22 protein-coding genes are annotated in these 22,700 nt (G+C 67.0%); 5 read left to right on the forward strand and 17 right to left on the reverse strand.

Annotated elements, in window-relative coordinates:
- Position 1: 1 nt before the first annotated feature.
- From GL279_RS03650 to GL279_RS03690, 9 genes are all read right to left on the reverse strand, one after another.
- On the reverse strand, positions 2–859 hold the full coding sequence (locus tag GL279_RS03650; RefSeq protein ID WP_155063246.1) for a branched-chain amino acid ABC transporter permease: 858 nt from the start codon (positions 857–859) through the stop codon (positions 2–4).
- The gene (locus tag GL279_RS03655) at positions 846–1,577 is read right to left on the reverse strand and encodes an ABC transporter ATP-binding protein (RefSeq protein WP_155063247.1); all 732 of its coding nucleotides are present in this window, start codon (positions 1,575–1,577) and stop codon (positions 846–848) included. The genes GL279_RS03650 and GL279_RS03655 overlap by 14 nt, the downstream gene beginning before the upstream one ends.
- The gene (locus GL279_RS03660) at positions 1,574–2,323 is read right to left on the reverse strand and encodes an ABC transporter ATP-binding protein (RefSeq protein WP_155063248.1); all 750 of its coding nucleotides are present in this window, start codon (positions 2,321–2,323) and stop codon (positions 1,574–1,576) included. Before GL279_RS03660 ends, GL279_RS03655 begins: the two co-directional genes overlap by 4 nt.
- A 1-nt stretch (position 2,324) precedes the next feature.
- Positions 2,325–3,617 (reverse strand): ABC transporter substrate-binding protein, encoded by a 1,293-nt coding sequence (locus GL279_RS03665; protein ID WP_155063249.1) that lies wholly within the window; start codon positions 3,615–3,617, stop codon positions 2,325–2,327.
- 64 nt (positions 3,618–3,681) lie between these two features.
- The gene (locus tag GL279_RS03670; protein WP_155063250.1) at positions 3,682–4,500 is read right to left on the reverse strand and encodes an SDR family NAD(P)-dependent oxidoreductase; all 819 of its coding nucleotides are present in this window, start codon (positions 4,498–4,500) and stop codon (positions 3,682–3,684) included.
- 241 nt (positions 4,501–4,741) lie between these two features.
- A complete protein-coding gene (locus tag GL279_RS03675) occupies positions 4,742–6,019 on the reverse strand; it encodes an ABC transporter substrate-binding protein (protein ID WP_155063251.1) in 1,278 nt (425 codons plus the stop codon).
- 144 nt (positions 6,020–6,163) lie between these two features.
- On the reverse strand, positions 6,164–6,823 hold the full coding sequence (locus GL279_RS03680) for an alpha/beta hydrolase (RefSeq protein WP_155063252.1): 660 nt from the start codon (positions 6,821–6,823) through the stop codon (positions 6,164–6,166).
- Entirely contained in the window at positions 6,820–7,779 is a 960-nt protein-coding gene (locus GL279_RS03685; RefSeq protein ID WP_155063253.1) for a VOC family protein, read from the reverse strand. The genes GL279_RS03680 and GL279_RS03685 overlap by 4 nt, the downstream gene beginning before the upstream one ends.
- Before the next feature lie 3 nt (positions 7,780–7,782).
- On the reverse strand, positions 7,783–8,823 hold the full coding sequence (locus GL279_RS03690) for a dioxygenase family protein (RefSeq protein ID WP_211371246.1): 1,041 nt from the start codon (positions 8,821–8,823) through the stop codon (positions 7,783–7,785).
- A 249-nt stretch (positions 8,824–9,072) separates the two neighbouring features.
- Here GL279_RS03690 and GL279_RS03695 point away from each other — a divergent pair, with 249 nt between their 5' ends.
- The 4 genes from GL279_RS03695 (at position 9,073) to GL279_RS03710 (ending at position 12,389) form a co-directional block, all read left to right on the forward strand.
- Positions 9,073–10,002 (forward strand): LysR family transcriptional regulator, encoded by a 930-nt coding sequence (locus GL279_RS03695; protein ID WP_246175119.1) that lies wholly within the window; start codon positions 9,073–9,075, stop codon positions 10,000–10,002.
- A gap of 93 nt (positions 10,003–10,095) precedes the next feature.
- Positions 10,096–10,794 carry a lysophospholipid acyltransferase family protein gene (locus GL279_RS03700; protein ID WP_155063256.1) on the forward strand — a complete coding sequence of 233 codons (699 nt, stop codon included), beginning with the start codon at positions 10,096–10,098 and terminating at the stop codon, positions 10,792–10,794.
- Entirely contained in the window at positions 10,791–11,741 is a 951-nt protein-coding gene (locus GL279_RS03705) for a phosphatidate cytidylyltransferase (protein ID WP_155063257.1), read from the forward strand. Before GL279_RS03700 ends, GL279_RS03705 begins: the two co-directional genes overlap by 4 nt.
- Positions 11,742–11,744: 3 nt before the next feature.
- Complete coding sequence (locus GL279_RS03710) at positions 11,745–12,389, forward strand: CDP-alcohol phosphatidyltransferase family protein (protein WP_155063258.1); 645 nt, start codon at positions 11,745–11,747, stop codon at positions 12,387–12,389.
- Between the two features lie 18 nt (positions 12,390–12,407).
- On the opposite strand, the gene GL279_RS03715 is transcribed toward GL279_RS03710, so the two are convergent.
- Both GL279_RS03715 and hmpA read right to left on the reverse strand, forming a co-directional pair.
- Entirely contained in the window at positions 12,408–12,872 is a 465-nt protein-coding gene (locus tag GL279_RS03715; protein ID WP_155063259.1) for a hypothetical protein, read from the reverse strand.
- On the reverse strand, positions 12,872–14,080 hold the full coding sequence (hmpA, locus tag GL279_RS03720; RefSeq protein WP_155063260.1) for an NO-inducible flavohemoprotein: 1,209 nt from the start codon (positions 14,078–14,080) through the stop codon (positions 12,872–12,874). Before hmpA ends, GL279_RS03715 begins: the two co-directional genes overlap by 1 nt.
- A 112-nt stretch (positions 14,081–14,192) precedes the next feature.
- On the opposite strand from hmpA, the gene GL279_RS03725 reads away from it, so the two are divergent.
- Positions 14,193–14,621: an RrF2 family transcriptional regulator gene (locus GL279_RS03725; protein ID WP_155063261.1), complete on the forward strand. Its 429-nt coding sequence runs from the start codon at positions 14,193–14,195 to the stop codon at positions 14,619–14,621.
- Here the strand turns inward: GL279_RS03725 and GL279_RS03730 are convergent.
- The 6 genes from GL279_RS03730 to GL279_RS03755 are packed head-to-tail and all read right to left on the reverse strand — an operon-like array spanning position 14,618 to position 22,687.
- A complete protein-coding gene (locus tag GL279_RS03730; RefSeq protein WP_155063262.1) occupies positions 14,618–15,130 on the reverse strand; it encodes a DUF2478 domain-containing protein in 513 nt (170 codons plus the stop codon). The two genes, GL279_RS03725 and GL279_RS03730, sit on opposite strands and share 4 nt — an antisense overlap.
- On the reverse strand, positions 15,127–15,930 hold the full coding sequence (locus tag GL279_RS03735) for a peptidylprolyl isomerase (RefSeq protein WP_155063263.1): 804 nt from the start codon (positions 15,928–15,930) through the stop codon (positions 15,127–15,129). Before GL279_RS03735 ends, GL279_RS03730 begins: the two co-directional genes overlap by 4 nt.
- Before the next feature lie 5 nt (positions 15,931–15,935).
- The gene (narI, locus tag GL279_RS03740) at positions 15,936–16,721 is read right to left on the reverse strand and encodes a respiratory nitrate reductase subunit gamma (protein ID WP_155063264.1); all 786 of its coding nucleotides are present in this window, start codon (positions 16,719–16,721) and stop codon (positions 15,936–15,938) included.
- A gap of 10 nt (positions 16,722–16,731) precedes the next feature.
- Positions 16,732–17,424 carry a nitrate reductase molybdenum cofactor assembly chaperone gene (gene narJ / locus GL279_RS03745; RefSeq protein WP_155063265.1) on the reverse strand — a complete coding sequence of 231 codons (693 nt, stop codon included), beginning with the start codon at positions 17,422–17,424 and terminating at the stop codon, positions 16,732–16,734.
- Positions 17,421–18,941: a nitrate reductase subunit beta gene (gene narH, locus GL279_RS03750; RefSeq protein ID WP_155063266.1), complete on the reverse strand. Its 1,521-nt coding sequence runs from the start codon at positions 18,939–18,941 to the stop codon at positions 17,421–17,423. The genes narJ and narH overlap by 4 nt, the downstream gene beginning before the upstream one ends.
- Positions 18,938–22,687 (reverse strand): nitrate reductase subunit alpha, encoded by a 3,750-nt coding sequence (locus GL279_RS03755; protein WP_155063267.1) that lies wholly within the window; start codon positions 22,685–22,687, stop codon positions 18,938–18,940. Before GL279_RS03755 ends, narH begins: the two co-directional genes overlap by 4 nt.
- Between the last annotated feature and the right edge of the window lie 13 nt (positions 22,688–22,700).

The following is a 22,700-nucleotide window of genomic DNA, read 5'->3' on the forward strand; positions in this document are numbered from 1 at the left end:
CTCAGGCCCTTCCGAACAGGCCCTGCGGGCGGGTGGCCAGCACGAGCAGAAAGACAAGATGCCCGGCCAGCACGCCGAAACCGGGATCGATGCGGAAACCGATGGCCTGCGTCACGCCCAGCACCATCGAGCCGATGAAGGCGCCCCAGACCGAGCCCATGCCGCCGATGATCACCGCCTCGAAGGCATAGATCAGCTGCGCACCGCCATCCGAAGGCGCCACGGTCGAGCGCAGCGACTGAAACACCGCCGCAAAGCCAAGGATGCCGACTGCGATGGCCGTGGCCGAGGCATAGACCGCGCGCGGGTTGATCCCGGTCATCGCCGCCGCCTCGACATCGGAGGCCGCCGCGCGCAGCGCCCGGCCAAAGCGCGTGCGCCTGAGCAGCAGATCCAGCCCCCAGGTCAGCGCCACGGCAAAGACCAGCACGATCACCGGCAAAAGCCCGATATGGATGCCGCCAAAGGCCAGCGACCGGCTTTCCAGCCCGCCGCCGGGCAACGAGCGGCTGTTGGCCGACCAGATCTGCAGCATCAGGTTCTGCAGCGCCAGCGACAGGCCAAAGGTCGCGATCAGCGAGGGCAAGGGATCCTCGCCCACCACCCGGTTCAGCACCGCCTTTTGCAAAAGCCAGCCCAGACCCACCGCCAGCGGCACCAGCGCCGCCATGACGGCAAAGGGCCCCAGCCCCAGCTTCGAGGCCAGCGAAATGCCGATCAGCGACAGCAGGATCACCAGATCGCCATGGCTGACGTTGACGATCTTCATCACCCCGAACATCAGCGCCATGCCCAGCGCGTATTGCGCATACATGCCGCCCAGCAGCACCCCCTGCACCAGCGCATCAAACCATTGCATGAGAGCCTCCGAAATAGGCGCGGCCGATGTCCTCGCGCGTGACCGCCCCGGATGCGCCGGTCAGCGTCACCCGGCCTTCCAGCATGCAGTAAAGCCGGTCCGAGGCCGATTGCGCCAAACCCACGTCCTGTTCGACCAGCACGACCGATGTGCCCTGCGCCCGGATCTCGGGCAGGGCGGCATAGATTTCGCGGATCACCTTGGGCGCAAGCCCCAGACTGATCTCGTCACACAGCAGCACCCGCGGCTGGCACAGCAGCGCCCGCCCGATCGAGACCATCTGCTGCTGGCCGCCCGACAGGCTTTGCACCGGGGTGCGGGCCTTGTCCCTGAGGATCGGAAACAGCTGTTGCAGCCGCGCCAGCGACCAGCCGCCCTTGCGGCCCAGCCGCTCGGCCTGATCGACGGCGACACGCAGGTTGTCCTCGACCGACATGCCGGTGAAAAGGCGCCGGCCCTCGGGGACGATGGCAATGCCCTTTTGCACCATGCGGTCGGTGGGCGTGCCGCCGATGGGCTGGCCCGCCAGCCGCACCATGTCGGGCGCTACCGGCAACAACCCCATGATCGCGCGCAGAAAGGTGGACTTGCCGGCGCCATTGGCACCGATCAGCGCCACGGCCTCGGCCTCGGCGATCTGGAAATCGACGCCGTAAAGCGCCTGAAAATCGCCATAGCGCGCCACCAGCGCATGGGTGGACAGAACCGGATCCGTCATGCCTCGATCCCCATGTAGACGCGTTTCACCTCGGGGTCGGCGATGACGGTCTGCGGCGCGCCCTCGGCGATCTTCTCGCCGAAATTCAGCACCATCAGCCGGTCGGCCACCGCCATCAGCGCATGCAGCACATGTTCGATCCAGATGATGGTCACGCCACGGTCGCGGATGCGCCGCACCAGCCCGACCAGCGCCGCCGATTCCTCGTCGGTCAGCCCGCCCGCGATCTCGTCCAGCAACAGCAGTTGCGGGTCCGAGGCCAGGGCCCGCGCCAGTTCCAGCCGCTTGCGGTCCAGCAGCGTCAGCCCGCCCGCGCGCAGATTGGCCTTGTCGGCCAGTTTGCAATCGCGCAGCACGCCCGCGCAAAAGGCATAGCTGTCGCGCTCGGACCGGCCGCCGCCAAAGGCCGAGGCGACCAGCAGGTTTTCAAAGGTGGTCATACCCGAATAGGGGCGCGGGATCTGGTAGGTCCGCCCGATCCCCATCTGGCAGCGGCGAAAGGGCGGCTCGCCGCGCAGCGCCACGCCCCCCAGCCGGATCTCGCCGGCCGAGGCGTGGATGTCGCCGCTGATGATGTTGAACAGCGTGGTCTTGCCCGCGCCATTCGGGCCAAGGATGCCCAGCACCTCGCCCCGATGCACGTCAAGGCTGACGCCATGCAGCACGCGGACCGCGCCAAAGCTTTTCGACAGATCGCGTGCCGCCAGCAGAATGTCCCGGGTCGTCCCGGCGTCCTGGTCCAGCATCTTACCAGCTGATCGGCACGATCTTCTGTTCCGGCGCGATCAGCTGGTTCACAGAATTGTCCACGATCTTCAGGTCATAGGGCCATTTCTCGCCCTTGACCCACTGCCCGCCAAAGATCGGCATGGTGCAGACGTTCTTGTGCGGCTGACCCGAGAACTTGACCGGGCCGCAGACGGTGGTCAGGTCGGTGGCGGCCATGGCCTCGCGGTTGGCCTCGCGGTCCAGCGGATCGGTCGAGCGTTTCAGGATGTCGATGGCCACCTCCAGCAGCGCATGGGAATAGCCCAGAGGCTGCGTCCATTGCCGTTTGCGGTCGGCCTCCCATTCGTCGGCCAGCGCGCGGCCGTTCTGGCCGGTCAGGCTGGACGGGAAGGGAAAGGCCGGCGTCCACCAGACCTCCGAGGACATGCCATTGCCCAAAGGGCCCATCGCCTCGACCCCGCCGGGAAACAGCAGCGCCGCCGCCACCGTGACCGCGCGCGGCTTGAAGCCCTGCTGGTTGCATTGCGTCACGAAGGTCTTGAGATCGTCGGGATAGGTGATGCCGCCGATGATTTCGCAGCCGGCCTTCTTGAAGGCGTCGATCTGGGCCGAGAAATCATTGGTCCGGGCCTGGAAATACCCCGGGATGGTGACATCGTAGCCGGCGGCGCGGGTGGGCTTGGGCAGGCCGTAATCCTCGTTGCCCCAGGTCTCGCCATCGATGTTTTGCGGAAACAGCATCCCGACCTTGCGGTTGGTCTCCAGCCCGTTCCACAGCCCGACAAAGGTGTTCAGCGCCTCGTCCAGACCCCAGAAGAAATGATAGGTCCAGTCGAATTCGCCGCCGCCGCGCGGCATCACCACCGCCTGCCACGGCGCACCCGCCGAGATGCAGGGCGTCTCGTAAAGCTCGGATTGTTCCATCACCGGCAGGATGGTGTCGGTGGTCGAGGCCGGCACCATCAGATGCACCTCGTCGTTCAGGATCAGGTCGCCCGCGATTTCCGCCGCCTTGTTGGGGTTCGACTGGCTGTCGCGTTCAAGGATCTCCAGCTCATAGGTACTGCCGTTGGCGGCGGTGATCTTGCCCCCCAGCGCGGCGCGGATCTTTTGCACGGTATAGCCGTCGGTTTCGCCAAACAGGCCCAGCGGGCCGGTGGCGGGGGTGACATAGGCCATCTTGATCTTGCCCGCCGTCTGCGCGCGCAGATAGCCCGGCAGCGCCAGGGTCGAGACCATCCCCGCCCCCAGTCCCTGCAGGACGCTGCGGCGGCTGATGCCGGACCGGACCAGCCTGTTGAAATAGGTCATCGTGTTTCCTCCCTTGGGGCTGCCGGTTCCGCCTCCTCCTCAGGCGGGGCCGGCGCCCGTGATTTCAGGTCATGCGGGTCAGCGAGCCGCCGTCGATCACGATCAGCGAGCCGGTAAAGAACGCCCCCGCCGGCGAGGCCAGCAGCAGCGCCAGCCCCTTGATGTCCTCGACATCGCCAATGCGCCCGATCAGCGACTGGCTTTCAAAGGCGGCGCGGTCGGCCTTGTTGCGCAGGCGCCCGCCGGCGATATTGGTGATGAAGGGGCCGGGCAGGATGGCGTTGACGCGGATGCCATAGGCGCCAAGCTCCATCGCCATGTGGCGCACGAAATGGTTCACCGCCGCCTTGGCCGGCATGTAGCTGGTGCCGACGATGCTTTCGTTGATCTGCGAGGCGATGGACGAGGTGACGATGATCTCGCCGCCGCCCTTGGGCTTCATGTGCCGGACGGCGTTCTTGACCGTGGTATAGACCGAGGTCAGGTTGATCTCGATGCCGCGGTCCCATTGGCTGTCGGGGATGTTCTCGATGGCGCCGTCGGGGTTGCGCACGCCTTCGGGGGTCATGAAGCCGGGGCCGGGGTCGATGCCGGCATTGGCAAAGACCGTGTCGATGCGGCCATGGCGTTCGGCCACCGCGTCAAAGGCCGCAGCCATCGCCGGGCGGTCGCCGACATCGACCTGCTGGCCCCAGATCTCGCCGCCTGCGGCGCCCAGTTCGGCCACGGTGCGCGACAGCCCCTCGGCGTCGATGTCAAAGATGCAGACCCGCGCGCCCTGCTGCAGCATGATCTCGGCATAGGCGCGGCCAAGACCGCTGGCGCCGCCGGTGACGATCACGGATTTCCCGCGCACGTCGAACATCGTTTCCAGTGAAGCCAAAACATCCTCCCATCCGCTTCGTTCGGTCCCGGCCGGACAGGGCACCACGGCCCGCGCCGCAACGCAGGCAAGGGGGCGCCGGCCGTGAAAACCCGGTGCGCGCCTTGCGTCCATCCTGTCGAGAGGGCCACGCCCCCCTCCCAGAGGGCGCAACCAGTGCCTGTATCAAGCGGCCTGCGCCGGCCCAAGTCAAATGCGGAAAGCGGCCATTAACATAGCGCTTCGATATATAGCGCCGAGCTCAGGCCAGCGCCTCCATGCTGCCGCCCGTCGGGATCTCGGGGGCGCCGCCATTCTCGACGATCACCAGATCATAGCCGCCGCCCTGTTTCATCCGCCATTGTCCGCCGGTCAGCGGCGTCTTGCAGACGTTCCTGGCGGCGAAGTCCGGCACGCCGGCACCGTTCCATGCCACCTTGCCGACGACGGTGGCCATGTCGGTGGCGGCCACCGCCTCGGCCACGGCATCGCCATCGTCCACATCGCCCGCCCGGCCCATGACATTGGCCGCGACCTCGAACAGCGAATGCACAAAGCCGATCGGCTGCGTCCATGGCCGCCCGGTGCTGGCGGTGAAATCCGCCGCCAGTTCGGCCGAGCTCTTGCCGGTCAGCGTCGACGAGAACGGGTGCGAGGGCGACCACCACACCTCTGAAGACAGGTTGTGCCCGGCCTGCCCCAGCGCCTCGACCGATTGCGGGAACAGCAGCGCCTTGGCCACGGTCACCGCCTTGGGCGTCAGACCCTGCTGGCGCAGCTGCGCCCAGAAGGTGGCGAAATCGGGCGGGATGACGACGCCGGTGATGATATCGGCCTTGGCCGCCTTGAAGGCATTGATCTGGGCCGAGAAATCATCCGAGAGGTTCTGAAAGCTGCCGGGATTGGTCAGCGCATAGCCCCGTTCGACCAGACCCGGACGCAGGCCGGTTTCCGGATCGCCCCAGGCATTGCCATCGGCATCATTGGGAAACAGCCCGCCCACCGCCTTGTCGGTGCTCAGCTGGTCCCACATGGCGGTATAGACGCGGATCACGTCCTCCATGCCCCAGAAGTAATGGAAGGCATAGTCAAAGGGCTTCCAGCTGGCCGGATCGCGCGGATTGCCCTGCTGGCCGATGAACCACGGCTGCCATGGCGCCACCGTGGTGATGCAGGGCACGCCCTCGCCCTCGCAGACCCCGGCCACGGGATTGGTGTTTTCCGGCGTCGAGGCCGCCAGCATCAGCTTGACGCCGTCGCTGAGGATCAGTTCCTTGGCGACCTCGGCGGCGCGGTTCGGGTTCGACTGGCTGTCCTTGACCACCACCTCGAAATTGCGCCCCGCCTCCGAGGCAAGGAAGGTCTTGATGTTCCAGTCGTCGCTTTCGGCAAAGCTGGCCAGCGGCCCGGTTCTGGGCGAGACATAACCCAGCCGGATCTTGGCCCCCTGCGCCAGAGCCGGCGCGGCCAGATGGGACGAGGCGGCAAGGGTCAGGCCGGTGGCCACGGTGCCGCGCAGGAATTTCCGTCTGGTGAACATTTCATCCTCCCCGATGATCCGGGCAGGGCCTCCCGCCCGCCCGCTCCCCAACGGCGACCAGAATGGCCGCTGCCGGGGCGATTTAGTTTAGCATCTCGGTCCCGCAGTATAACCCGACGCTATGAAAGCGCACCCCGCCCGCCCTTACCTTCCCGCGGCCATCTCGGCTCTGCGTCCCTGGGCGAGCGCGGTGAGGATGGTTTCGAGCATGGCGATCTCGGCGCCGGCGACCTCGTGCGGGCGGCCGGGGAACAGATCGGCGCGCAGCGCGGCGCGGGCGCGGCCCAGATCCAGCGCCGCCGCGGCAAAGGCCTCGACCGGGATCCAGGGGTCGGCGTCCGAGCCCGTCAGATAGACCGGCAGACCCGGCGGCAACCGCAGGGGCCGCGCGTCCGAGGCCACCCCGACCCGGCAGCCGGTCAGCGCCACCAGCGCATCCGGCGGCGCCACCCCCGTCAGCGCATGTTCCAGCGACAGGCACGCCCCCTGCGAGAACCCCGCCAGCAGCAGCGGCCGGCCGGGGGCCGCCGCCCGCGTCGCCGCGATCAGCGCCGCCAGCCCCGCCAGCGCCTGCGCCAGCGCGGCGCGCGTCGCATCGGTCAGCGGGTCGATCGCGCGGGCGTCATACCAGCTGCCCTGCGGCGCGCGCGGCAGCACGAAGGCCACGCCCGGCACCGCCAGCCGCGCCAGCACATGGGACTGCATCTCTTCGGGCGACTGGCCCCGGCCATGGACAAGGACGCAAAGCGCCCTTGCCCCGGCCAGATCCGCCCCGCAATGCAGGGCCTCCAGCGCCGCCGTCATGCGAATTCGGCCGCTTCCAGACCGGCGCGCAGCTCGTCCTCGCGGTCCTTGAACCACGGCGGGAACACCAGCGTCTTGCCGATCTCGCCCGGCGGCTCATCGCGCGCCCAGCCCTGCGGCGTGGTCCAGGCCAGCTCGAACAGCGCCCCGCCGGGGCTGCGCACATAGCAGGACTTGAAGTAGTTGCGGTCCTTTTGTTCGGAAATGTCGGTAAAGCCCAGACCCTCGATATGGGCGCGCAGCTTCATCTGGTTTTCCTCGTCGCCGGTGTTCAGCGCCAGATGGTGGATGGTGCCGCCCGACAGCGTCCAGGTGCCCTGATGGCTGTCGCGGTCCACGATCACCTCGACGCGCTGCACCACGCCGCCGGCATCGGGCACGCGAAACACCAGACCCTCGTCGCTGTCGGCCTCTTTTGCCAGCGGCAGCGCGATGGTCAGGAAATCGTCCATCGCCGTGCGGTCCATCACCGCCACCGCCGCGCCATAGATGCCCTTGATGCCATGCGCCCGGGTGATGCCCTGCGCCGCGTTGGTGATGGGTTCGCGCCCGTCGCCATCGCTTTCGACCAGCTCATGCGGGATGCCGCAGGGATGGGCAAAGACCACCCGGTCGGCGCCAAAGCGCGTCACCTTGGCCGCCGCGAGGCCGCGCGCGTTCAGCCGCTCGACCCAGAAATCCGCCGCCCCCTTCGGGATCGACTGCATGATGGTGCGCGACTGGTTGGTGCCGCGCCGGCCATAGATCCCGGGCTTGCGGAACGGGAACGTCGTGATGATCGTCGAGGCATCGCCATCGGGCGAGCCATAATACAGGTGATAGACCGGGATCACCCCGTCAAACAGCACCGTGCGCTTGACCGAATGCAGGCCCAGCGTCTTGGTGTAAAAGTCGAAATCCTCCTGCGCGCCGTCGGTGGACAGCGTCAGGTGGTGATAGCCGCTGACAAGAGCCATGTTTCACTTTCCTCCCATGGTGTCGGTTCCGGGCCGTGCCAGCGGGCACAGCACCAGGTTCAGGTCCAGCAGATGTTCGCGCGCCCCGGAGCGGGTCCGGCGGGCGCAAAAATCCGCCAGAAGCTCGGGTTTGACGCCGAAGACCGCATCGCGGCCGATGGCGGGATCGGCACGGTCGAAGATATGCGTGGTCAGGGTCTCGTGCCCCGGGGCGGTGACGCGGAAATGCAGATGCGCGGGCCGCTCCAGCGGGCAGCCAAGCGCCGCCATCAGCCGCCCGACCGGCCCGTCCGAGGGCAGCGCATAGCCCCCCGGCTTGACGGTCAGGAAATCGAACTGGCCCCGGCCATCGGCGCGCAAGCGGCCACGCAGGTTGAACTCCGGCTGGCGGTCGGGCTGCTGGTTCTCATAGAGGCCGGCGGCATTGGCGTGCCAGACCTCGACCCGCGCCCCGGCCAGACCGCGCCCGGCCAGATCGGTGACCCGCCCCGAGACCCGCAGCCGCTCGCCCCGACCATCGCGCGACAGATCCGCCCCCAGCGCCAGATCGGGCGCATCGGCGCGGTAGAACGGCCCGGCGCCGGTATTGGGCGTGGCCCCGCGCGGGCGCGGCGCGTTCAGCCCTTCGACCAGCGCCGAGACCCCCAGCACATCGGCCAAAAGCACCCATTCCTGACGGCGCGCATCGCTGTGATGGCCAAGCTCGGTCAGAAACCCCAGCGCCTGCCGGAATTCGGCCGCCGAGGGCCGCAGCGCGCCGACCAGCAGATGCAGATGCCCCGCCGCCAGCGCCACCGCCTCGGCCAGCCGCGACGGCGCCCCCCCGGCCAGCCGCCGCTGCAGTTCCTGCCCGATGCTGTCGGGGAAACCGGCGGCGGGGGGTGGAGGGGCGGGTGGTGCGGCGGACAGCGCAGCAGGCCCGGGCGTGGGCCCGGCGGGCGTGGCAGATTCGGGCAGCTGCAAGGGCAGCGCCCCGGATGCCGGCGTTGGCGCAGCCAGTTCGGACGGCGCGAGCCTCTCGGGCAGCGCCACAGGCCCCTGCACGGACCCGACCGGTGCGGCATCCCCGGGCAGCGCGCCCTGTCCCGGCACGGACCCGGGCACGGACCCCAAGCCGACAGGCGCCCGCCCCGGCCCAGGCCCCAAGGCCCTCTGCTCTGGCTCGCGGCAATCATCCATGCCTGCGCAACTCCTCTTCCCCGAGAAGCTGCTAACATGGCCAAACCCGAAACAGCTTGAGTTTTGCCCACAAGCATATAGCAATTTGCTATGCGATTGAACGAACGACACCTCATGCAACTCGCCGCCGTCCTCGATGCAGGCGGCGTCTCGGAAGGCGCGGCCATGCTGGGCCTGACCCAGCCCGCCGTCAGCAGATCCCTCTCCATGCTGGAGGCGAGGGTGGGCGAGCCGCTTTTCGTCAAGGGGCGCAGGCCGCTGCAGGCGACGCCTCTGGCCGCGCAGCTGGCTGCGCAGGGCCGCGTCATCATCGCGGCCTCGCGTCAGGCATCCGATGCCGTGCAGGGCTTCGTCAAGGGCAGCAAGGGCCTTGTCCGTCTGGGCGGCGTGCCGTTTTTCATGGACGCGATCATCAGCCGCATGATCGGCGAGTTTCAGGGCCGCGAACCCGAGATCATCGTCCAGCAAAGCTACATGAACCTGCCCGAGGTGGTCGCGGCGCTTGAGGGCGACCAGATCGATCTGGGCATCGTCGCCATGGGCGAGGTCTCGTCCGGGCCGGGTTTCGAATTCACCGAGATTCTGCACGGGCGCAATGTCGTCGCCTGCCGGCAGGCGCATCCGCTGCTGCGCAAGCGCCCGATCGAGGCGCGCGACATGACCACCTATCCCTGGGTCGCGCCGCTGCCCGGATCGCCGCTGATGTCGGACCTGCAGATGATCCTGATGAGCATCGGCATGTCCGACCTCAACATCCGCTATTCCGGCGGCTCGCTGATGAGCGTGGTGAATTTCCTGACCGAGACCGACGCGCTGGCCGTGCTGCCGTTCTCGGTGGTCTTTGCGCTGCGCGACAGCAGCCGCATCACCGTGCTGCCCTATCAGATCCCCCAGCCCAACCGCGCGCTGGGGATCATGCGCAAGGCGGGCGGCGCGCGCAACCCGGCCTCGGACCGGCTGGCGAACCATGTCACGCTGGCCTTTGACAGCCTGCGCCACGCCATCAAGCGCCATGAGGGCGCTGTGGTCTGGGGCCATTCCTGATCCATATGCGGCGCCGCTGCGTCATCTGCGGGGCGGAATTGCCATGACGCCCGGATGGGCTAGTGTCTGATCAGGGGACGGACAGGAGGAAGGATGACACGGCAGGGCGCGGCCCGCCGGGCGCTGGCCCGGCTTAGCGGGCGGATCATCACCTTTTTCGCCCGCGCGGTCACGGCGGTGCAGCCGATCTGGCAGGGCGTCGCCCCGGATGCGGCGCGCCAGCGGATCTATTTCGCCAACCACGCCAGCCACGGCGATTTCATCCTGATCTGGGCGGTGCTGCCGCCGCGCCAGCAGCGCGCGACCCGACCGGTGGCGGGGGCGGATTACTGGCGCAGCGGCCGGCTGCGGCGCTTTGTCGGCGGCGAGGTCTTCAACGCCCTGCTGATCGAACGCAAGGGCGAGGCCGTGCCCGGCACCGCCATCGCGCAGATGGCCGAGGCACTGGATGCGGGCGACTCGCTGATCCTGTTTCCCGAGGGCACCCGCAACCAGACCGATGCGGCGCTGCTGTCGTTCCGCAGCGGGCTCTTTCACCTTGCCAGCCAGCGCCCCGAGATCGATCTGGTGCCGGTCTGGATCGAGAACCTGAACCGCGTCTTGCCCAAAGGGGCGGTGATCCCGGTGCCGCTGATGTGCAAGACCGTCTTTGGCGCGCCGCTGCATCTGGCTGCGGGTGAGGCCAAGGCCGATTTTCTGGCCCGCGCCCGCGCCGCGCTGCTGGCGCTGCGCCCCCGCCCCGAGACGGACGCCCCCGCCGAACCCGTGCCAGCCCCCAAGGAGGCCCCATGAGCCCCGCCCGCCACGATCTGTTGACCGTCATTCTGGGCATCGGCGGCGTGCTGGTGCTGGCCTCGGTCATTGGCGCGCTGCTGGGCCGGCGCTATTCGCCGCAGGGCCAGAACGCCGCCATCGAAAATCTGAACGACCGCATCCGCGCATGGTGGCTGATGGTGCTGGCCCTGGCGCTGGCCTTTCTGGGCGGGCGCGCGGGGGTGATCGGGCTGTTTGCGATCTGCGCCTTTGCGGCGCTGCGCGAATTCATGACGCTGACCAATGCCACCCGCGCCGATCACCGCACGCTGGCCGCCGCGTTCTTCATCGTGCTGCCGGTGCAGTTCTGGCTGGTCTGGATCGGCTGGTATGGGCTTTACGCGATTTTCATCCCGGTCTGGGTGTTCTTGCTGCTGCCCATCGTCTCGGTGCTGGCGGGGGAAACCCGCAACTACCTCGTGCGCGTGGCCGAGATGCAATGGGCGCTGATGATCTGCGTCTTTTGCGTGTCGCATGTGCCGGCGCTGCTGGACCTGAAGATCCCCGGCTATGGCGGGCGCAACGTACTGCTGATCGCATGGCTGGTGATCGTGGTGCAGCTGTCGGACGTGCTGCAATATGTCTGGGGCAAGCTGATCGGGCGGCGCAAGCTGGCACCGAAGCTGTCGCCCTCGAAAACGGTCGAGGGGCTCGCCGGGGGCGTCCTGTCGGCCAGCGCCATTGGCGTCGCGCTGTGGTGGATGACGCCGTTCCGCCCGCTACAGGCGGCGGGGATGGCGCTGATGATCACGGCTTTGGGCGCGGCCGGCGGGCTGGTGATGTCGGCCATCAAGCGCGACCGCGGCGTCAAGGACTGGGGCCATACCATCGCTGGCCATGGCGGTTTCATCGACCGACTGGATTCGGTGGTCTTTGCCGCGCCGATCTTTTTCCATGTCACGCGCTATGTCTGGAATGTGGGGTAAGCCATGGTCGATCTGTCAAATCGCAGGCCACTGGCCAGCCGCCAGACCGGATGGGCGGCGCAAGTGACGCGCTGGCTGGCGGGCACGACGGTCACGCCCAACCAGATCTCGATCGCCGGCATGGTGGCGGCGGCGGGTGCCGGCGCGGCCTTCTGGTCGGCGGGCGGCGTGGCCGGCTGGGGCCGGGCCCTGCTTTTGGTGCTGGCGGCGGGGCTGTGCCAGCTGCGGCTCTTGTGCAACCTGTTCGACGGCATGGTCGCGGTCGAGGCCGGGCGCGGCGGCCCAGATGGCGGGTTCTGGAACGAGTTTCCCGACCGCGTGTCGGATCTGCTGATCCTGCTGGGGCTGGGCCTGTCGCTGTCTGCGCCCTCGCTGGGCTGGGCGGCGGCGGCCATGGCCTTTCTGACCGCCTATCTGCGCGAATTGGGGGTGAATTGCGGGCTGCCCGCCGATTTCTCGGGGCCGATGGCCAAGCAGCACCGCATGGCCTTGGTCACGGGGGCCACGCTGCTCAGTCTGGCCGAACCGCTGTGGCAGGGCCATGGCCAGATCCTGTATCTGGCGCTGTGGCTGCTGGTCATCGGCACCGGCCTGACGGCGCTGCGCCGGGCCGTCAGGCTGGTGCGGGCGCTGCGCGCAAGGGGCTGAGCGGCCCGGGAAAGCCCTCTAGAACAAACCATGTGCGCCGCCGACCGCGCCCGCAATCGTGATCAGCGAGGCGGCCAGCAACAGCCGATGCAGCGCCTCCAGCCGGGCAAAGTCACGCTCGGGCGTGGCCGAGCGCGCCATGCGCCGGTGCAGCGCCAGCGGCTCGATCACATAGAGCATCGCGGCAAAGACCAGCCAGACCGCGACCATGGCATGCATCCACCAGAAGTCGGGCGTGGTGAAGCGGTCCCAGATCTGGCCGCGCCACAGCATCCACAGCCCGCTGGCCCCGGTCAGGGCGACCCAGATCCGGGCCTGCCCGGAAAAGCGCGCCTCGACGCGGTGGAACTGGGCCAGCCGCTGCCCGGGCGGGTGCCCGTCCCGGATGGCCGGGATCAGCGCCAGCGTGACGAAAGCCACGCCGCCGATCCACAGCACCACCGCAAGGACATGGATCACCCGCGCCAGGGTAAAGTCGTCCATCACGCCGCCAGCAACTCGTCAGCGGGGCCGAAGAACTCATAATGGATCCGCCCGGAAGGCACCCCCGCCCGCGACAGCGCCAGCACCGCCGCGCGCAGAAAGGGCCGGGGCCCGCAGATGTAATAATCGGCCGCAGCCCCCGGCGTATGCGCCAAAAGCCAATCGTCGGTGATCAGCCCGGCCTGATCGTAATCGCGGCCCGCCACCTCGTCAGGCAGCGGCGACTGGTGGAAATCGCTTACCTGCACCGCATGGCCCTGCGCGGCCAGCGCGCGGATATGATCGCGCATGGCGTGGCTGTCGCGGTCATGCGTGCCGTGGATGTAATGCACCGGTTGCCGCGCGCCCTGCGCCACCAGCCATTCCAGCATCGAGACCATCGGCGTCAGCCCGACCCCACCCGACAGCAGCACCGCCGGACGCGGCGGCAGTTCCTCCAGGCAGAACTCGCCCGCCGGGGCGGCGACCTTCAGCACCGTGCCCGCAGGTTGCGCATGCAGCCAGCGCGAGACCAGCCCCAGCGGCTCGGCCTTGACGCTGATGCGATAGCCGGCGCGGTCCGGCGCGGACGAGATCGAATAGTTGCGCTTGGCCGGGGCATGGCCGTCGATCTCGATCGAAAAGCTGAGATACTGGCCCGGCTTGTGCAGCATCACCGGCCCGCCATCGACCGGGCGCAGCAGGAACGAGGTGATGACATTGCTTTCGCGGATCACCTCGGCGATGCGGAAATCGCGCCAGCCGTTCCAGCCCCCCGAGGCAGCGGCCTGATCGTCATAGACCCGGCGCTCGCGCGCGATCAGGATATCGGCAAGGAACCAATAGGCCTCGCCCCATGCGGCAAGGATCTCGGGCGTGGCGGCATCGCCCAGAACATGGCCGATGGCGCCCAGCAGCGCGTCGGCGACATGCGGGTAATGCTCGGGCAGGATCTGCAGGCCGACATGTTTCTGCGCAATGCGTTCGACCGCCGGGGCCAGCGCCGACAGATTGTCGATATTGGCGGCATAGGCCAGAATCGCGCCGGTCAGCGCCCGCGGCTGGGCGTCGCTGACGCCCTGATGCGACTGGTTGAACAGGTCGCGGATCTCGGGGTCGCGGAACATGCGGGCATACATTTCATGCACGACGTCCAGCCCATGCGCCTGAAGCGCGGGCAGGGTCGCCTTGACCAGTTCGATCGTGCGGGGGCTGAGAGTGCGGGTCATCGGGAACTCCTGCGGGGCTGCCACTGTGCTGAGTCGAAAACATGCATATGTGATGCATCTATACCCCGCGTCAAAAATGATGCAAATGATTTGCATCTTTTGGAGACCGGCGATGCGGCTGACGCGATACACCGATTACGCGATGCGGGTGCTGCTGTATCTGGGGCGGCAACCGGACCGGCTGTGTTCGATCGCCGAGATCGCAAGGGCTTATGGCATCTCGCAAAACCACCTGATGAAGGTGATCAACGATCTGGTGAATGCGGGCTATCTGGCCAGCGTGCGCGGGCGCGGCGGCGGTGTGCGGCTGGCGCGTCCGGCCGAGCAGATCAACGTGGGTGCGCTGATCCGCCACACCGAGGACGATTTCGATCTGGTCGGCTGCGGCAGCTGCATCATCGCCCCGGCCTGCGGCCTGACCTCGGTGCTGAACGAGGCGCTGGCCGGCTTCCTTGCGGTGCTGGACCGCCATACGCTGGCCGATGTGCTGGCGCGGCAGGGTGATTTCCTGCCGCTGCTGCACCCGGTCCGCCCCGATTAGGCGGCGGTCGGCGCGGCGCAGGCGCTGCGGCACCAGTCAAGGATCGCCTCGGGCCGGGGCGGCAGGGCATGGGCCAGACCACCTGCAAATTCCAGAAACGGCGGCAGGTTCAGCCCGTTGACGCCGACCAGCACCGGCAGGCCGCGCGACAGCGCCTCGGCGATGATGGGGGCAAGCCCCCTGCCCTCGGCCTCTTGCTTGCCGAACTTGTTCACCACCAGCATTTCGGCGCCCTCCAGCGCGCCGGCGGTCCACAGCACGGATTGCTCCAGCGCCCCGGCATCCAGCCGGCAGCCGCGCGCCTCGGCGCCGCGATCGACGCTGATGCGCACGGTCGGCCCGTCGGGCAGCAGCCGCAGGTCCATGTCGCAGCGCCGGTCGGTGCGCTCGATATTGGTCTGGACCGTGCCGGCAAGGCGCAGGCCCCCGGCCTCCAGCTGCGCGACCACCTGCGCCAGCAGCGCGTCGATGGCGCCGCGCCCCGACAAGGTGACATAGCCCAGCTTCATGCCGCGACCTCGCTCATGGCGATGCCGGTCACCTGCGCCTCGGCGACCAGCTCTGCGGTCAGGGCGCGGCTGGCGCGGATCCATGCGGCCTTTTCCTGCGCTTCGCGCAGATGCGGCAGCACGGCGTCAAAGGGCAGCACCTCGCCCCGCGCCCGCGCGTCCAGCCGGATCAGATGGATGCCATAGCGGGTTTCCACCGGCTCGCTGATCGCGCCCTCATCCATCCCGGCCAGCGCGGCCTCGAATTCCGGCACGGTATCGCCCGAGGCGAGCTGCCCCAGCAACCCGCCCTGATCGCGCGAGGCACAGGCGCTGTGGCGCGCGGCCAGCTCGGCAAAGCGGCGCGGCGATTGGCGCAGTTCGGCCAGCAGCGCCTGCGCCGTCTGCCGCGCCAGCGCCTGTGCATCGGCGTCGGTCTCTGGCGCGGCCAGCAGGATATGCGCTGCCTCATAGAGCGACGGCGCCCGGAAACGGTCGGGGGCAGCGTCGTAAAGCGCGCGCAGCTCGGCCTCGTCGGGCAGGACCGGGGCGATGGCCTGATCCAGCAATTGCCGGATCAGCGCCTCTTCCTCGGTCTCCCAGCGGCCGGGCGACAGTTCGGCCGGATCGGGGCTAAGGCCACGGGCCCGCGCCTCTTGCAGCAGGATCTCGCGCAGGGCCAGCGCGCGGGCAGCAGCTTTCCACGCAAGGCCCGGCTTGCCCTTGGGCGCGGGATGGTTCTGCGCCTCGGCGGCGATGCGCTCGGGGGGGATGGTCACGCCGTTGACGGTGACCGGCGGCAGCAGGGGTTTGATCTCCATGATGCTTACTCCGCCGGGTGCTGGGTCTGCTGGTCGCGCTGCCAGACCTCGGCGGCGCGGGCATCGCGGGCGGCACGGTCACGGCCGATCAGCGCCAGCCCGGCGCCCGGCTTGGCACCGCGTTTCGAGCGCACGATCTGATAGCCCGGACGCCACAGGTAGCGCACCGGCGCCGACAGCATGTGGACCAGACGGGTGAACGGGAACAGCACAAAGATCGTCAGCCCCAGCAGGATATGCAGCTTGAAGATCAACGCCACATCCACCAGATGCGCCGCCGGATCGGCGCCGAAATAGACGACGCCCTGCGCCCATTGCATCAGCTTGACCATCTCATGCCCGTCCAGATGTTGGGCCGAGACGAGGATCGTGCACAGGCCCAGCGTCAGCTGCGCCATCAGCAGGATCAGGATGCCGGTATCGGCCAGCGTCGAGTTGGCGCGGATGCGCGGATCGGTCAGGCGGCGGTGCAGCAGGATCAGCCCGCCGACCATGGCGAGGATGCCGGCGAAACCGCCCATCAGCATGGCAAAGACCTGCTTGGCGCCATGGCTGACCCCCAGCGCGTCCCAGACCGCGATCGGCGTCAGCAACCCGACGAAATGGCCGCCAAGGATCATCAGCACGCCCAGATGGAACAGCACCGAGCCGATGACGAACTGCTTGCGCCGCAACAGCTGGCTGGACGAGGATTTCCAGGTGAAGGGCTCGGTTTCATAGCGCACGACCGAGCCAAGGATCATCACGGTAATGGCGATATAGGGGTAAACCCCGAACAGGAAGTGGTTCATCTGTTCCTCCTCAGCTGGCGACGCGCGGGGTGGGCGCGGCGTCCATGCGGGCCAGAAGATCGCGGCTGACCGGGCAGCCGGCATTGGGATCGGGGCCGAACATCACCTGAGCCTCGGCCCAGACGGCATCCAGCGCGGCCAGATCCTGCGGATCGTCGTCTCTGACGCCCAGCAGGGTCTCGGCCTCTTGCGTGGCGGGATCGGCCTCGGCGATGGCGACCAGCGCATGGAACACGGCCGCATAGGCCGTGTCGCGCCGCGACAGCCGTTCGCTCAGCGCCACCAGAATATGGCCGGCGCCCTGCAGCACCTCTCGCGCCTCGGCCAAGGGGCGGGTCGAGAGATATTCCAGCAGGACCGGCAGGTGGTCGGGCAGCTCGCTGCCGGCCAGATCGAAACCGCCGGCGCGATACATCTCCAGCAGGTCGACCATGGCGCCGCCCCGGTCACGGCTTTCGCCGTGGATATGTTCGAACAGGTTCAGCGACAACGTGCGCGAGCGGTCGAAGAGCAGCACGTATTCCTCTTGCAGATCATAGATATCCAGCGCCGCCAGCCGGTCCAGCAGGGGCGCCAGCGCCTCGACGCGCGCGGGGTCAAGCACCCGCTCGCTGAGCAAGAGCCCGGCGATGGCGGGCACCGCCTGTTGCAGATCGGGCGTCGGATAGGTCAGCAGCAATGACAAGGCTTTGAAGGTTTTCATGCGATGAACTCCTGCGGGCTGCGGAATTTCTTGCCCGAGAACAGTTTTTGCGCGCTATGGCCCGACGAGCAGCCGTTGCCGTCGGTAAAGCTGCACCCGCCCTTCAGGTCATAGGCATCCTCGACCAGTTCGCGATGCGTGGTCGGGATGACGAAACGATCCTCGTAATTGGCGATGGCCAGCAGCTGATACATCTCGTCGATCTGCAGGGGCGTCAGGCCGACGCGCTGCGCCACACCCAGATTGACCACGCCATCGACATTCTTTGACCGCATGTAGCTGCGCATGGCCAGCATCCGCTCCAGCGCCGCCGCGACCGGGGCCTCGTCGCCCGCCGTCAGCATATTCGCCAGATAGCGCAGCGGGATGCGCAGGCTGCGCACATCGGGCATGTCGTCCTGCGCCGCGATCTTGCCCGCCTCGGCGGCGTTCTGGATCGGCGACAGCGGCGGCACATACCAGACCATGGGCAGGGTGCGGTATTCGGGATGCAGCGGGAAGGCGATCTTCCATTCCATCGCCATCTTCCAGATGGGCGAGTTCTGCGCGCCCTTGATCCAATCCTCGGGGATGCCCTCGGCACGGGCGGCGGCGATCACCGCCGGGTCATTCGGGTCAAGGAAGACGCCCAGCTGCGCGTCGTAAAGATCCATTTCCGATTCCGTCGCGGCGGCCTCGGCGATCTTGTCGGCGTCATAGAGCATCACCCCCAGATAGCGGATGCGCCCGACGCAGGTTTCCGAACAGACCGTGGGCTGGCCGCTTTCCAGACGCGGATAGCACAGGATGCACTTTTCAGATTTGCCCGAGGACCAATTGTAATAGATCTTTTTATAGGGGCAGCCCGAGACGCACATGCGCCAGCCCCGGCATTTTTCCTGATCGATCAGGACGACACCGTCATCCTCGCGCTTGTAGATCGCGCCCGAGGGACAGGATGCGACACAGGCCGGGTTCAGGCAGTGTTCGCAAAGCCGCGGCAGATACATCATGAAGGTATTTTCATACTCGCCATAGATGTCCTTCTGCACGCCGTCAAAATTGTAATCCTGACTGCGCTTGGCGAATTCACCGCCCAGGATTTCCTCCCAGTTCGGGCCCCATTCGATTTTCTCCATCCGCTCGCCGGTCAGCTTGGAACGCGGGCGCGCGGTCGGGAATGCCTGCATTTCCGGGGCGGATTTCAGGTGGTCGTAGTCGAAATCGAACGGCTCATAGAAATCGTCGATCTGCGGCAGGTCGGGGTTGGCAAAGATATTGGCCAGAATGCGCCATTTGCCGCCCTGCTTGGGTTGCAGCTTGCCCGACCGCGTCCGCGTCCAGCCGCCGTTCCAGCGTTTCTGGTTTTCCCAATCCTTGGGATAGCCGATGCCGGGCTTGGTTTCGACATTGTTGAACCACGCGTATTCGACGCCCTCGCGCGAGGTCCAGACGTTCTTGCAGGTGACCGAACAGGTGTGACAGCCGATGCACTTGTCCAGGTTCAGCACCATGCCGATTTGCGCACGAACTTTCATTCCGCGGCCTCCGGAGTTTGGGTTGCGGGTTGATCAAGCCAGTCGACCTGATCCAGTTTGCGGACGATGACGAATTCGTCCCGATTGGCGCCAACGGTGCCGTAATAGTTGAAGCCGTAGGCCAGCTGGGCATAGCCGCCGATCATATGGGTGGGCTTGGGCACGATGCGCGTGACCGAGTTGTGGATGCCGCCGCGCTTGCCGGTGACCTTGCTGCCGGGCGTATTCACGATCTTTTCCTGCGCGTGATACATGAACATGCTGCCGTCCTTGATCCGCTGGCTGACTACGGCGCGGGCGGCGATGGCGCCATTGGCGTTGAAGACCTCGACCCAGTCATTGTCGACGATGCCTGCGGTGCGGGCGTCGGTTTCCGAAATCCAGACCACCGGTCCGCCCCGGTTCAGCGTCAGCATCAACAGGTTGTCGGTATAGGTCGAATGGATGCCCCATTTCTGGTGCGGCGTCAGGAAGTTCAGCACGACATGCTTTTCCGCCGAGCCCAGCGATTTCGTCGCTGCATGGCCCACGGTCTTCAGGTCCACCGGCGGGCGCCATGTCACGAAGGCTTCGCCAAAGGCGCGCATCCATTCGTGATCCTGATACAGCTGCTGGCGGCCGGTGACGGTGCGCCACGGGATCAGCTCATGCACATTGGTCCAGCCGGCGTTGTAGCAGACCTCTTCGCTTTCGATCCCCGACCATGTGGGCGACGAGATGATCTTGCGCGGCTGGGCGGCAATGTCGCGGAAGCGGATCTTTTCGTCCTCCTTGACCTCGGCCAGATGGCGGTGGCGGATGCCCGTTGCCTTGGACAGCGCGTCCCACGCCTTGACCGCGACCTCGCCATTGGTTTCGGGCGCCAGCATCAGAACCACCTCGGCCGCGTCGATGGCGGTGTCGATGCGGGCCATGCCCTTGGTCACGCCCTCATCGGTGACGGTGCCGTTCAGGGCCTGCAGGTGATGCACCTCGGTTTTGGTGTCCCACGAAATCCCCTTGCCGCCATTGCCGACCTTTTCCATCAAGGGGCCTAGCGCGGTGAACCGCTTGTAGATGTTCGGGTAATCGCGCTCGATCTCGATATAAGAGGGCGCGGTGACGCCCGGGATCAGATCGCATTGCCCCTGTTTCCAGTCGGCGACGAAGGGCTGGGCGATCTCGCCGGTGCTGTCATGCTGCAAGGGCAGCTGCACCACGTCGGTTTCCACGCCCAGCACGCCCGGCGCCAGCTCCGACACCTTTTTCGCGACTGCTTTGAAGATCTCCCAGTCGGTCCTGGACTCATAGGCCGGGTCCACGGCCGCCTGCAGCGGGTGGATGAACGGATGCATGTCCGAGGTGTTCATGTCGTCCTTTTCATACCAGCTGGCGGTCGGCAGGACGATGTCGGCATAGACGGCGGTGGTCGACATGCGAAAGTCGATGGTGACCAGCAGGTCCAGTTTCCCCTCGGGGGCGCGGTCATGCCAGACGGCCTCGACGGGTTTCACGCCGCCTTCCTCGCCCAGATCCTTGCCCTGTACGCCATGGTCGGTGCCCAGAAGGTGGCGCAGGAAATATTCATGCCCCTTGCCCGACGAGCCCAGCAGGTTCGAGCGCCAGACGAACAGGTTGCGCGGCCAGTTTTCCGGGGCGTCCGGGTCCTGACAGGACATCTCCAGCGAGCCGTCCTTCAGCCCGCGTGTGACGTAATCCTTGACCGGCAGGCCCTCGGCGCGGGCGGCGCGGCCCACCTCCAGCGGGTTCTGGCGCAGTTGCGGCGCCGAGGGCAGCCAGCCCATGCGTTCGGCGCGGATGTTATAGTCGATCAGGCTCAGCCGGTCCCAATCACCCTTGGGTGCGGTGGGCGACAACAGCTCGCGCGCCGTCACCGTCTCATAGCGCCACTGGTCGGTATGGGCATAAAAGGCGCTGGTCGCGTTCATGTGGCGCGGCGGGCGCGACCAGTCCAGCGCAAAGGCCAGCGCCGTCCAGCCGGTCTGCGGGCGCAGCTTTTCCTGCCCGACGTAATGCGCCCAGCCGCCGCCCGACTGGCCGACGCAGCCACACATCACCAGCATGTTGATGACGGCGCGATAATTCATGTCCATGTGGAACCAATGGTTCATCGCCGCGCCGATGATGACCATGGAGCGGCCATTGGTCTTTTCGGCGTTGGTGGCGAATTCGCGCGCCACCTGGATGATCTTGTCACGACGCACGCCGGTGATGCGCTCGGCCCAGGCGGGGGTAAAGGGCACGTCGGCGTCATAGCTGGTGGCGGTGTGTTCGCCACCCAGACCCCGGTCAAGGCTGTAGTTGGCGCAGAAAAGATCGAACACGGTAGCGACCAGTGCCTCGCTGCCATCGGCGAGCTTCAGGCGTTTGACCGGCACGTTGCGGGTCAGCACCTCGGCGCGGTCGTCCATGGCAAAGCCATTGCTGGCCATGCCGCCGAACCACGGGAAATCGACGCCCACCACATCGTCGCGGTCCTCTTCCAGAATTAGGCTCAGCTTCAGGCGCACCTCATCGCTGCCCGCTTGCTGCTGCAGGTTCCAGCGCCCCTCTTCGCCCCAGCGAAAGCCGATCGAGCCGTTCGGGACGACCAGATTGCCGCTGACCTCGTCCAGCGCGACGGTTTTCCATTCGGGGTTGTTGCTCTGGCCCAGCCCGCCATCCAGATCCGAGGCGCGCAGCTGCCGGCCCGGTACCAAGCGCCCGTCCTGTTCGTCCAGCCGCACCAGCATCGGCATGTCGGAATAGCGGCGACAGTAGTCCTCGAAATAGGGGGCCTGCCGGTCCAGATGGAATTCGCGCAGAATGACATGGCCGAACGCCATGCCGATAGCGGCATCCGTGCCCTGCTTGGCGTTCAGCCAGATGTCGCCGAACTTGGCGGCCTCGGAGTAATCGGGGCAGATGACGGCTGATTTGGTGCCGCGATAGCGCGCCTCGGTATAGAAATGCGCGTCCGGCGTGCGGGTCTGCGGCACGTTCGAGCCCCAGAGGATCAGATAACCGGCATTATACCAGTCGGCCGATTCCGGCACATCGGTCTGTTCGCCCCAGGTCTGCGGGCTGGCCGGCGGCAGGTCGCAATACCAGTCGTAAAACGACATGCAGGTGCCGCCCAGAAGCGACAGATACCGCGTGCCTGCGGCATAAGAGATCATCGACATGGCCGGGATCGGCGAAAAGCCGAAGACGCGGTCGGGGCCATAGGTCTTGGCGGTGTAAAGGTTCGCGGCGGCGGTGATCTCCAGCGCCTCGTCCCATGTGGCGCGCACGAAACCGCCCTTGCCGCGGATGCGGGTATAGCTGTCGCGCGCAGCCGCGTCGCTCTGGATCGAGGCCCATGCCTCCAGAGGCGCCATGGTCTTGCGCCGCTCGCGCCACAGCCGCATCAGCCGGCCCCGGATCAGCGGCGTCTTCACCCGGTTCGCGGAATACAGATACCAGCTGTAGCTTGCGCCCCGGGCGCAGCCGCGCGGTTCGTGGTTGGGCAGGTCGGGCCGCGTCCTCGGGTAATCGGTCTGCTGGGTTTCCCAGGTCACGATGCCCGACTTGACGTAGATCTTCCACGAGCACGACCCGGTGCAGTTCACGCCATGGGTCGAGCGCACGATCTTGTCGTGGCGCCAGCGGGCGCGATAGGTGTCCTCCCAGTCGCGGCTTTCGACGGTGGTCTGGCCGTGTCCATCCGCGAATGTGTCGTTGCGCAGGCTGGTCAGGAAATTCAGGCGATCCAGTAGATGGCTCATTTCGCTGTCTTTC

The sequence above is a fragment of the Paracoccus limosus genome, from assembly GCF_009711185.1.
GTDB lineage: Bacteria > Pseudomonadota > Alphaproteobacteria > Rhodobacterales > Rhodobacteraceae > Paracoccus > Paracoccus limosus.

Bases quoted from the DNA above. Each gene is read 5' to 3' on its own strand.
- GL279_RS03675 (WP_155063251.1), bottom strand. From the start codon at position 6,019: ATGTTCACCAGACGGAAATTCCTGCGCGGCACCGTGGCCACCGGCCTG.
- GL279_RS03655 (WP_155063247.1), bottom strand. From the start codon at position 1,577: ATGACGGATCCGGTTCTGTCCACCCATGCGCTGGTGGCGCGCTATGGC.
- narI (WP_155063264.1), bottom strand. From the start codon at position 16,721: ATGAACCACTTCCTGTTCGGGGTTTACCCCTATATCGCCATTACCGTG.
- GL279_RS03735 (WP_155063263.1), bottom strand. From the start codon at position 15,930: ATGGAGATCAAACCCCTGCTGCCGCCGGTCACCGTCAACGGCGTGACC.
- GL279_RS03665 (WP_155063249.1), bottom strand. From the start codon at position 3,617: ATGACCTATTTCAACAGGCTGGTCCGGTCCGGCATCAGCCGCCGCAGC.
- hmpA (WP_155063260.1), bottom strand. From the start codon at position 14,080: ATGACCCGCACTCTCAGCCCCCGCACGATCGAACTGGTCAAGGCGACC.
- narH (WP_155063266.1), bottom strand. From the start codon at position 18,941: ATGAAAGTTCGTGCGCAAATCGGCATGGTGCTGAACCTGGACAAGTGC.
- GL279_RS03700 (WP_155063256.1), top strand. From the start codon at position 10,096: ATGACACGGCAGGGCGCGGCCCGCCGGGCGCTGGCCCGGCTTAGCGGG.
- narJ (WP_155063265.1), bottom strand. From the start codon at position 17,424: ATGAAAACCTTCAAAGCCTTGTCATTGCTGCTGACCTATCCGACGCCC.
- GL279_RS03705 (WP_155063257.1), top strand. From the start codon at position 10,791: ATGAGCCCCGCCCGCCACGATCTGTTGACCGTCATTCTGGGCATCGGC.
- GL279_RS03660 (WP_155063248.1), bottom strand. From the start codon at position 2,323: ATGCTGGACCAGGACGCCGGGACGACCCGGGACATTCTGCTGGCGGCA.
- GL279_RS03650 (WP_155063246.1), bottom strand. From the start codon at position 859: ATGCAATGGTTTGATGCGCTGGTGCAGGGGGTGCTGCTGGGCGGCATG.
- GL279_RS03730 (WP_155063262.1), bottom strand. From the start codon at position 15,130: ATGAAGCTGGGCTATGTCACCTTGTCGGGGCGCGGCGCCATCGACGCG.
- GL279_RS03680 (WP_155063252.1), bottom strand. From the start codon at position 6,823: ATGACGGCGGCGCTGGAGGCCCTGCATTGCGGGGCGGATCTGGCCGGG.
- GL279_RS03695 (WP_246175119.1), top strand. From the start codon at position 9,073: ATGCAACTCGCCGCCGTCCTCGATGCAGGCGGCGTCTCGGAAGGCGCG.
- GL279_RS03685 (WP_155063253.1), bottom strand. From the start codon at position 7,779: ATGGCTCTTGTCAGCGGCTATCACCACCTGACGCTGTCCACCGACGGC.
- GL279_RS03715 (WP_155063259.1), bottom strand. From the start codon at position 12,872: ATGGACGACTTTACCCTGGCGCGGGTGATCCATGTCCTTGCGGTGGTG.
- GL279_RS03755 (WP_155063267.1), bottom strand. From the start codon at position 22,687: ATGAGCCATCTACTGGATCGCCTGAATTTCCTGACCAGCCTGCGCAAC.
- GL279_RS03710 (WP_155063258.1), top strand. From the start codon at position 11,745: ATGGTCGATCTGTCAAATCGCAGGCCACTGGCCAGCCGCCAGACCGGA.
- GL279_RS03725 (WP_155063261.1), top strand. From the start codon at position 14,193: ATGCGGCTGACGCGATACACCGATTACGCGATGCGGGTGCTGCTGTAT.